General features: G+C 59.5%; 6 protein-coding genes. All 6 read right to left on the reverse strand.

The window, feature by feature from the left end; all coding sequences use genetic code 11:
• Positions 1–330: 330 nt before the first annotated feature.
• The 6 genes from xerD to argF all read right to left on the reverse strand — a co-directional run bounded on the left by xerD (position 331) and on the right by argF (position 8,418).
• Complete coding sequence (xerD, locus tag DWV20_RS09465) at positions 331–1,272, reverse strand: site-specific tyrosine recombinase XerD (RefSeq protein WP_195232072.1); 942 nt, start codon at positions 1,270–1,272, stop codon at positions 331–333.
• A 2-nt stretch (positions 1,273–1,274) separates the two neighbouring features.
• Positions 1,275–2,936: a CTP synthase gene (locus tag DWV20_RS09470; protein ID WP_006234274.1), complete on the reverse strand. Its 1,662-nt coding sequence runs from the start codon at positions 2,934–2,936 to the stop codon at positions 1,275–1,277.
• 178 nt (positions 2,937–3,114) lie between these two features.
• Positions 3,115–3,453: a hypothetical protein gene (locus DWV20_RS09475; protein WP_040358312.1), complete on the reverse strand. Its 339-nt coding sequence runs from the start codon at positions 3,451–3,453 to the stop codon at positions 3,115–3,117.
• A 256-nt stretch (positions 3,454–3,709) separates the two neighbouring features.
• On the reverse strand, positions 3,710–5,191 hold the full coding sequence (locus DWV20_RS09480; RefSeq protein ID WP_118238445.1) for a DUF1846 domain-containing protein: 1,482 nt from the start codon (positions 5,189–5,191) through the stop codon (positions 3,710–3,712).
• Between the two features lie 605 nt (positions 5,192–5,796).
• On the reverse strand, positions 5,797–7,284 hold the full coding sequence (locus tag DWV20_RS09485) for a YfcC family protein (protein WP_369831528.1): 1,488 nt from the start codon (positions 7,282–7,284) through the stop codon (positions 5,797–5,799).
• 138 nt (positions 7,285–7,422) lie between these two features.
• Positions 7,423–8,418, reverse strand: a complete 996-nt coding sequence (gene argF, locus DWV20_RS09490) for an ornithine carbamoyltransferase (protein ID WP_117584234.1) — start codon at positions 8,416–8,418, stop codon at positions 7,423–7,425.
• Positions 8,419–8,563: the final 145 nt, after the last annotated feature.

Here is an 8,563-nt window from a genome sequence, read left to right on the forward strand (position 1 = left end):
CATTCCACCCCCAATATGTTGTAAAACACCCCCGAGCATATGTTCGAAAACACAATATGTTGTGTTTGCAGCAAAGGCGGGATGCCACCTGTAGAACCACGCCCGCGAACCTCAACCTTCAAGTTGACCTTGAGGCGATTTTTACGTCCCTTTACACGCTGTTCACATCGCCCCCAAACTCCCCCACCCACGGTACACACGGCCCACCGCCGCGTCGGTGTCTAGCGAAAAATGGGACGAGCCCCAGATTGCCCATGCGCGCAAAAGTGCGTCTCAGCAATCTGGGGCCCGGCCCCTTTAGTATTTATAAATATGCAGGTCAGCGAGGTGCTAGCGATGTGCTAGCGGATGCGCCGCCAGATAGACCTCGGTCAGTTGCGTTCGGTCGACATGCGTGTAGACCTGCGTGGTCGAAATATCGGCATGGCCCAAAATCTCCTGCAGCACACGCAGGTCGGCACCGCCCGCGAGCATGTGGGTGGCAAAGGAGTGGCGCAAGGTATGGGGATGGAGCCCCACCAGCCCCACCTGACGCCCATACCGCTCGCATATCGCATGCACGGCCTGGCGCGACAGGCGACGTCCGTTCTTATTTAAAAAGACCGCCGAGGTCTCGGTTCCGCGGGCATGGGCCGCCAAGCGAGAACGTCCCTCAGTTACATAGAGCGTCAGAGCTCGCGCCGCGCTTCCCACCAGTGGGGACAGGCGTTCCTTTGAGCCCTTACCGCGAACGAGTACAAAGCCATCGTCAATATGGATATCGCCCACATCGAGCCCAACCAGCTCACTCACACGCAAACCGCATCCGTAGAGCACTTCCAAGATGGCATGGTCGCGCAGTCCCATCTCGCCCTCGGGAAAGTCTTGATCGAGCAGCGCCGAGACATCCTCCACCGATAGATACTCCGGCAAACGCTCAGCCTTTTTAGGCAGGCGCAACGCCGCCGTCGGGTTTTGGGCCACGGCCCCATCGCGCACCAAAAAGGCATGCAGGCCCTTCACGGCAGCAAGCGCGCGCTCCACCGAGGCGTCGGAATAGCCTCCGTCGCGGCGATCGGCGACAAAGCCCTCCACGACCTGACGGGTCACCTCTTCAAAAGACACAATACCCGCCCGCTCCAGATAGGCGCAGTACGTCGTCAGGTCACGACGATAGGCCACAATCGTGTTGCGCGCCAAGCCCCGCTCGACCGCGAGGTAATCAAGATACTCCCCCGCCGCCACGGCGAGCGACGAGGGAGTAGCTTCGGTATGTTCCTTATTCGCCGGCACCCTTAGTCCGTAGCGAGGTTCATGGGCGTCACCTGCAGACGGTCGACACCCTCGTGCTGGCCGATCGAGGCACGCACGAACTCTCGGAACAGCGGCTGCGGGTTGGTCGGGCGGCTCTTGAACTCGGGGTGAGCCTGGGTTGCCACATACCACGGATGCACGTCGCGCGGCAGCTCGACCATCTCGACCAGGCGCTCGTCGGGCGACAGACCCGAGATAACCAAACCGGCGTCCTCGAGCTGGTCGCGGAAGGCGTTGTTGAACTCAAAGCGGTGACGGTGACGCTCGTAGACGAGTTCCTCGCCATATGCCTCGCGAGCAAGAGTATCGGCGGCGAGCTTGCACGGATAGGCGCCCAGGCGCATGGTGCCGCCCTTCTCGGTCACGTCCTCCTGCGAGCTCATCAGATCGATGACGCTATACGGACCGTCCGGATCAAACTCGGAGGAGCTGGCACCGGCAAGGCCAACGACATTGCGGGCGAACTCGCACACGGCGACCTGCATACCCAGGCAAATGCCCAGATACGGAATCTTGTGCTCACGGGCAAACTCGGCCGCGAGGATCTTGCCCTCCAGGGCGCGCTTGCCAAAGCCGCCGGGAACCAGGATGCCCGAGGCGTCGCCCAGAACCTCGGAGACATTCTGCTCGTCGAGGCTCTCGCCGTCGACCAGCTGGACGTCCACATGGCGATCGTAGAAGACGCCCGCATGGTGCAGGGCCTCGATAACCGACAGGTACGCATCGGGCAGCTGCGTGTACTTACCCACGACGGCGATCTTCACCTTGTCGGCGTGATGGTTGGCGTGATTCTGTTTGCGCAGGAACTCGTTCCACTCGCTCATGTCGCGCTCACGCGGATCCAGACCAAGGCGCTCGCAAATGCGCAGGTCAAAGTCCTGCTCGGCAAGCAGCTGCGGAACATCGTAAATGCTCGCGCAGTCCTCGTTGGTAAAGACGCAATCGGTGTCGACGTCGCAGAAGCTTGCGATCTTTCCGCGGATAGCGTCATCGATATGGTGGTCGGAGCGCAGCACGATGATATCGGGCTGGATGCCAAAGCTGCGGAGCTCCTTGACGGAATGCTGCGTGGGCTTGGTCTTGACCTCGTGGGCGGCGGCGATATAGGGAACGAGCGACACGTGGATGTAGCAGACGTTCTCGGGGCCGGCCTCCTTGCGGTACTGACGGATGGCCTCGACAAACGGTTGGGACTCGATGTCGCCGATCGTGCCGCCCAGCTCGGTGATGACTACATCGGAGCCGGTCTGCTCCTCGATGCGGCGAAACTTGTCCTTAATGGCATTGGTGACGTGGGGAATCACCTGCACGGTACCGCCCAAAAAGTCGCCGCGACGTTCACGGGCGATTAGGCTTTTGTAGATGGCACCGGTCGTAAAGTTGGAATCGCGGGTCAGGTTCTCATCAATAAAGCGCTCGTAATGACCCAGGTCCAGGTCGGACTCGTAACCATCCTCGGTTACAAAGACCTCACCATGCTGGAACGGGCTCATGGTACCGGGGTCGACGTTCAGATACGGGTCGGCCTTCTGCATCGTTACTTTGTAGCCACGCGACTTGAGCAGACGGCCCAGCGAGGCCGCGGTGATACCCTTGCCCAGGGACGAAACCACGCCACCGGTTACGAACACATGCTTGGTCATATTGAGTTACCTGCGCTTCCCGTAGAAGTTGTTTATCCACATCTTACGGGTCTTCATTGTAATACTCGCGCCGCGGACCGTCCGCAATTTTTCTCGCGTGCGATTGCATTTCTCAATCTTGAAACAAAACGCCGCCCGGTTTCCCAGGCGGCGTCGCTATGGCAAGGGTTACATGCTGCTATCGATCAGCAACCTCGTCCTCAAGCATTTCTTGAACGAGCATGCCGGTACGGACGCCCTCAAGATACCACTCACCACGTTCGGTGAGGCAAATGCCATTTGCAAGCTGACCGCCGTCGTCGCTATAACGCGAGACGACATCAATCATACCTTCGGAATCCAAGCGATCGATTGCGGCGCGGGCACGATACGGCGAAACCCCCACGCGCTCGGCAAGCGTTTTGCGCGAGAAACCATACGGCCCGCCATTGTCTTCGGTTTGCTGGTCGATCTCCATCAACACCAGCACCTCGACACGCTTCATATCGTTGACACTCGCACGACCCTTGCCCGCCATAGCAGCCTCCTCAAACCGAGCACGAGCATCTAACGCGCCGTGCGCGACCGACACACCTCACGATGGCAGGTAATATCCATCATGCGGCATCCCGCTAAGGATGAAACAGTTACGGTTATTGTATACCGCTCAAATTGTTTCTAGGCAGGTAAACAGCTATTTTTCGCCGAAATAGACGCTTTATTGATCAAAAAGCCGTACCGGGCGCTAACCCGATACGGCCAAAATGCAATGCAATTACCGCGGTGCTTCAAACTTAGCGATGGAAGAAACCGCGGCGCTCAAACTTGGGCTCGCAGCACACGTTGATGCCCAACTTGCGCAGTACCGTCTCGTCCGTCGGCGAGATAATCACGCTAAAGAAGGCATCGCAACCGCGCAGCTGCTCCAGGCCCGAAAGGACGCGAGCGGCCGTCTCACTCGTGGCCGAGGTGATCGACAGCGCCATAAGCGTCTCGTCGGTGTGGAGGCGCGGGTTTTTGCTGCCCAGGAAATGCGTCTTGAGCTTGCTGATGGGCTCGATCGCCTCATCGCTAATGACCTCGAGCTCAAGGTCGACGCCCGAGACATGCTTGAGGGCGTTCATAATGAGCGAACTTGCGGCGCCCAGGCGCGTGGAGGTCTTACCGGTCACCACGGAGCCATCGGGCATGACCATGGCACCCACGGGACCACCCGTCAGCTGCTCCCTGGTGAGGGCCGCCGAGCGCGCCGGTGAGTAGTTCTTATCGATGCCGGCTTTCTTCATAATAATCTTGAGACGGTCGACTTGCTCATCGCCCACGCCGGTACGGCGCACATTTTCGACCGCGGTAAAGTAGCGGCGAACGATCTCCATCTTGGAAGCGTCGCGGCAGGCATCGTCATCGGTGATGGCAAAGCCGACCATATTGACGCCCATGTCCGTGGGGCTCTGGTAGGGGCTCTTGCCCAGGATCTTTTCCATCAGGGCACGGACCACCGGGAAGGCCTCGACGTCGCGGTTGTAGTTGACCGTGGTCTTGCTGTAGGCCTCAAGGTGGAACGAATCGATGATGTTGGCGTCATCGAGGTCAGCCGTGGCGGCCTCGTAGGCAATATTGACCGGATGCGTCAGAGGAAGATTCCAGACCGGGAAGGTCTCGAATTTGGCATAGCCGGCGGCGGTACCGTGCTTATGCTCGTGATACAGCTGCGAGAGGCAAGTGGCGAGCTTGCCCGAGCCAGGGCCGGGCGCCGTCACGACGACGAGCGGACGGGTGGTCTCGACAAACTCGTTCTTGCCATAGCCGTCGTCGGACACGATCAGGTCGACGTCGTGCGGATAGCCCTCGATGGGATAGTGGAGCTTGGCGGGAATGCCGAGCGCGTTCAGGCGATTGCGGAACACATCGGCGGCGGGCTGGCCGGCGTACTGGGTGATGACCACCGCCGCGACAGCGAAACCGTTGCCGCGGAACAAGTCGACCAGACGCAAAACGTCCTCGTCATAGGTAATACCAAGGTCACCACGAGCCTTGTTTTTCTCGATGTGGTTCGCGTTGATCGCGATGATAACCTCGACATCGTCGGCGATGCTCTTGAGCATGCGGAACTTGCTGTCCGGTTCAAAACCCGGTAGCACGCGGCTCGCATGATAGTCATCGAACAGCTTACCGCCAAACTCCAAATAGAGCTTGCCACCAAACTGCGAGATGCGCTCCTTAATGTGAGCAGCCTGCAGCTCGATATACTTCGCGTTGTCGAAACCCTGGCGCATGTATGGCTCCCGTCCCGTTTCGTAAATTAAGTTCCTACGCGATTATAACGGAGCCCGCCCTCCCCGATAACCAGACCATCAACAGGCACCAACCAAACACGCCATCGATAAGTTGCGGTGAAATAGCTCCTGTTTAACCCCTCAAGACGGCCAAACGGGAACTATTCCACCGCAACTTCCCCTTTTGGCGCAAATTAACCTGACCCCTTTGCACCAACAGCAGAAACGTCGCGGGCAGAGAACGGACAGCGAACAGGCGCCAGAGCGAGCAAGCCGCCCCCTGCGCCAACAATGGCAGCGCCGCAGGTTGAGCATAAGTCAGCGAAAGCCCACCAGGGCGAGCAAGGTGACGTGAAAGAGGAGGGCATAGGCCTTTTGGCCATGCCCGACGATTGAACGTCAGATTGCCGCTCTGGCGGGCTTGCAGCGTCGAGTGGTTCCGGCGTTTGGTAAAACGCCGGAACACAAGAGCGCCCCCTCCCGCGCACGGAACGGGAGGGGGCCAAAGGTAGGAGTCTACCGGTGGGGTTACCCCACCGGACAGACGATGACCAGGTGATCCGTTATAGGATCGTCATGGTTTCCGTGGGGTACCCAAGGGGTACTTAGAGCATCACGCAAGCAACGGTCAGGATGATGGCGCAGACGACGGAGAGAGCGACGATGAGCTTAAGAGCAAACTTGAGCCAGGTCGTCCACTCGATCTTGGCCAGGGCAAGACCGCCCATGATGGCGCCGGAGGTCGGGGTGAACAGGTTCACGACGCCGATGGCGGCGGAGAAGATCATGACCATGACCTCGGGCGAGAAGCCGAGCTTAACAGCCAGCGGTCCCATGATGGGCATGGAGACAGTAGCCATACCGGAGGTCGAGGGGATCAGGAAGGACAGGCCGAAGTAGACCAGGAAGCTCATGGGAGCGAAGATCACGCCGGACAGGCCAGCCAGAGCATTGGCGGCAGCGTCGAGGACGTAGACGTCGAGGCCGGTGCTAGCCATGAGGACGGAGATACCACGGGCGAGGGCGATGACGAGGACAACGGACATCATGTCGGCAGCGCCGGTGATGAAGGTGTTGACGATCTGCTTCTCGGACAGGCCGCCGATAATACCGATCAGGACAGCCATGAGGAAGAACCAGGTGGAAGCCTCGTCGAAGTACCACTGACCAATGGGCAGGCCGGTGATCAGGGCAGACCAGCCCTGAACGATGGCGTTACCGTCGGCGTCATAGACAGCGCCAGCATCGAAGAAGTTGGCGACGCCCTCGTTGAGGTCGGCCAGCGGGATGAAGCCGACGATCATGACGACGAAGGTGAAGGCAAAGGCGATCAGAACACCCTTCTGACGACCGGTGAGCTTGACCTCCTTGTTAACCTCGGAAGCAGCCTTGCCGTGAGCCTCTTCGGCGTCCTTGAGCTCCTGCATCGAAAGGATGGTGGAACCCTTGTCAGCCTTGACCTTCTTGGCATAGCTCATGACGAAGAAGATGGACATGGCGGTGGTAACAATCCACAGGACGGCACCGAGGCCGATGATGATGGACTGGTTGACCTCAATGCCAACGCCGGTCAGAGCGTCGACGGCAGCGCCGACGGCAAACGGGTTAACCGTGGAGCCGAGGCAGCCGCAGCCAGCGCCGAGCAGGACGGTTGCAGCGCCGACCATGGGGTCGAAGCCAGCAGCCATCATGGTAGCGGCGAGCAGGGCGTAGAAGGGAACGGTCTCCTCGCACATACCATAGGTGGTACCACCGAGGGAGAAGATGAGCATCAGCACGGGAATGAGCATGATCTCATTGCCCTTAAGCTTCTGCACCAGAACGGCAATGCCGTTGTCCAGGGCGCCGGTCTCGGTCATCATGCCGAGGAAGCCGCCGAGGATCATAACGAAGAGGCAGACGGGCAGAGCGTCAGCGAAGCCCTTGACCGGGGCGGTGCAGAAATCGCTCAAGCGGGCAGCGGTAACCTCGCCACCGGACGTACCGGAGACGATAACGGTAACAACCGCGACGATTGCCAGCAGAGCAAGAAGAATGGTGAACGATGAAGGCATACCGCGCTTTTTCTTAGCGGTCTCAGTCATAGTTCTCATCCCCCCTTCATAAATCATTTACTGATCTCGCCCGAAGCGGCTCTTCCGTGCCGTGCATGTCGCTCAGTGCGAGATTTTTACCAGACAAAAGCGCTCGGGGTGCGCAGCAATGCACCCCGAGCGAGATGCTAGAAGCTCTTACTTGAGCGTAGCGTACATGACAGCCTTGATGGTGTGCATGCGGTTCTCGGCCTCGTCGAAGACCTTGGAAGCGGGGCTCTCGAAGACCTCGTCGGTGACCTCCTGCTCGGTGATGCCGAACTGCTCGCACTTCTCTGCGCCAATCGTGGTGTTGGTGTCGTGGAAGCTGGGCAGGCAGTGCAGGAAGATGGCACCCGGGTTGGCCATAGCCATGACCTCGGAGGTAACACGATACGGGGTGAGCTGAGCGATGCGCTCGGCCCAGACCTCGTCGGGCTCGCCCATGGAGACCCAAACGTCGGTGTAGAGAACGTCGGCACCGGTGACGCCGTCCTTGACGTCGGTGGTCAGCTTGATGGTGCAGCCGTTGGCCTCGGCGATGGGCTTGCAGGCCTCGATGACGTCATCGGCGGGCATGCACTCCTCGGGGCCGCAGGCCACGAAGTTCATGCCGAGCTTGGAGCAGACAACCATGAGGGAGCGAGCGACGTTGTTCTTGCAGTCGCCCATGAAGACGAGGGTCTTGCCCTTGATGTCGTAGTTGAAGTTCTCCTGGACGGTCAGGATGTCGGCGAGCATCTGGGTGGGGTGCCACTCAGTGGTCAGGCCGTTCCACACGGGCACGCCGGACTTAGCGGCGAGCTCCTCGACGTCGTCCTGGGCAAAGCCGCGGAACTCGATGCCGTCATACATGCGGCCGAGAACGCGGGCGGTGTCCTCGATGGACTCCTTCTTGCCCATCTGGGACGAACCGGGATCGAGGTAGGTAACGCCCATGCCCAGGTCCATGCCGCCGACCTCGAAGGCGCAGCGGGTACGAGTGGAGGTCTTCTGGAAGAGCAGGACGATGTTCTTGCCCTCGAGATAGCGGTGCGGAACGCCAGCACGCTTCATGTCCTTGAAGTTCTTGGAGAGCTTGAGCAGGTACTCAATCTCCTCGGTGGTGAGGTCGAGGAGCTTGAGGAAGCTACGGCCGGAGAGGTTAACACCCATGGTTCGTTTCCTTTCGAAGAAATGAATTACGTAAGTATTAGTGTTGCCCGTTTGACGGGCGAAACCGGTGCGGTTGTAGGGAAACCGCACCGGAAACTGAAAGACTTAGAGGTCCTCGCGCCAGAAGGGCATGCTCATGCAGCGC

The sequence above is a fragment of the Collinsella sp. AF02-46-1 genome (assembly GCF_003465825.1).
In the GTDB taxonomy this organism is placed as follows: Bacteria; Actinomycetota; Coriobacteriia; order Coriobacteriales; family Coriobacteriaceae; genus Collinsella.

Excerpts from the sequence above, each read along its gene's own strand:
- DWV20_RS09470 (WP_006234274.1), bottom strand. The coding sequence starts at position 2,936 with ATGACCAAGCATGTGTTCGTAACCGGTGGCGTGGTTTCGTCCCTGGGC.
- DWV20_RS09475 (WP_040358312.1), bottom strand. The coding sequence starts at position 3,453 with ATGGCGGGCAAGGGTCGTGCGAGTGTCAACGATATGAAGCGTGTCGAG.
- DWV20_RS09480 (WP_118238445.1), bottom strand. The coding sequence starts at position 5,191 with ATGCGCCAGGGTTTCGACAACGCGAAGTATATCGAGCTGCAGGCTGCT.
- DWV20_RS09485 (WP_369831528.1), bottom strand. The coding sequence starts at position 7,284 with ATGAGAACTATGACTGAGACCGCTAAGAAAAAGCGCGGTATGCCTTCA.
- argF (WP_117584234.1), bottom strand. The coding sequence starts at position 8,418 with ATGGGTGTTAACCTCTCCGGCCGTAGCTTCCTCAAGCTCCTCGACCTC.